The 1325-nt window shown below is 48.0% G+C and carries 2 protein-coding genes; one reads left to right on the top strand and one right to left on the bottom strand.

Going from position 1 to position 1325, the window contains the following annotated elements:
- A partial coding sequence (locus PX484_RS17505) for an aminomethyltransferase beta-barrel domain-containing protein (protein WP_353853246.1) occupies positions 1 to 384 on the top strand: 384 nt, incomplete at its 5' end.
- 59 nt (positions 385 to 443) lie between these two features.
- On the opposite strand, the gene PX484_RS17500 is transcribed toward PX484_RS17505, so the two are convergent.
- Positions 444 to 1196 (bottom strand): phycobilisome rod-core linker polypeptide, encoded by a 753-nt coding sequence (locus PX484_RS17500; protein ID WP_045359953.1) that lies wholly within the window; start codon positions 1194 to 1196, stop codon positions 444 to 446.
- Positions 1197 to 1325 lie beyond the last annotated feature (129 nt).

The following is a 1325-nucleotide window of genomic DNA, read 5'->3' as shown; positions in this document are numbered from 1 at the left end:
GGACAACGCAAAGGCATCGGCATCGCCGCCGCCGAACCTCTCTATGTGGTAAAACTTGATCCCGTCATGAATCGGGTTATCGTCGGTAATCGCGAAAGTGCCGTTAGTGCCGCTTGTCTTGTCGGACGGATGAACTGGGTTTCTATTGCCGAACCCACCACCCCTATCCGCGCGCAAGTACAGGTACGTTATCGTTCTCCGGCCGTTCCCGTCAATGTTATTCCCCTAGAAAATAATCAAGTGAAACTGGTTTTTGATGAACCACAATTTAGTATCACCCCGGGCCAGGCAGCCGTGATTTATGAAGGGGAAATCGTTCTCGGTGGGGGGATTATCTCAGGAGTAACCCCTAATGGAGAGCCACCAATTCACAAAATAACCTGATTATGGTTCGGGGGTCATTCTGCCAATTAGGGACTCTCCCCGGCAGGTTTAGCTAAAAATTAACGACGGGGTACAGAAGCCTCGATGTTAATATTCATAGCGGAGACTCTTGGTACAGGATTGCCTTTGGCGCTACCGAGACCCCGGGCCATGGCCAAGAAGCTGGAAGGATCGCCAGCTTTGGGTTTTTGCTCTTGGGGAACATAGCGACGGACAGCATTCTGCCAAACGATTTGGGGGAAGCCCAAAATACCACGATAGTAGCCATCGTAGCGAGGCGAGGTGATGTTGAATGGACGTTCACCGATTTCGCGGCTGGCTAGGGTGCGACGACGTTGGTAGGGAACGGTATCATAACCAAAGCTTTGCAGATACTCGTCACTGTTGAGAAGTTGATCGACAAAACCTTGAATACCTTTGGTGGCAACGACAATCGACCAAGCAATTTTTTCTCTTTCGCTATAGACATCGCGACCGAGAACTCTTTGTACTACCTGTTCGACAAAGCGATAGTTGCTGTTTTTCTCGTAGAAGCTGTTATAGAAGGTTTTCGATAACAGTAAACCACGAATGAAATCCCGCACCGATAATTGTCCATTGCGTAATTGGGATTCGAGGAAGGGTTCCCGATCCCATTTGAAGGCATGGAAGAAAATCTGACGGTAAGCGGCTTCGATTAAATCGTCCAGGTCGCTAGGGGAGAGGACATTTTCCGTCGTGTAAACTCTCGGTTTTTCGTCTCCACCGACATCATAACCAGCTACCCGCACGTTTTGGGACTTGGGGGCGTAATTTAAAAGAGGAATGGCCAAGGGTAAACCTCCGTATCCTTAGAAATGCTTAAAAAACTTTCCTCCTAATGATAAGGGAGTAGGTGCCAACTAGAAAAGAAATATTAAAAATTCTTACAATTGTTAAGAAAACTTGCTTACCATCCGGGG

The sequence above is a fragment of the Microcystis sp. M49636_WE2 genome (assembly GCF_030065375.1).
GTDB lineage: Bacteria > Cyanobacteriota > Cyanobacteriia > Cyanobacteriales > Microcystaceae > Microcystis > Microcystis aeruginosa_C.
This window is presented reverse-complemented; position numbering and strand designations above follow the sequence as displayed.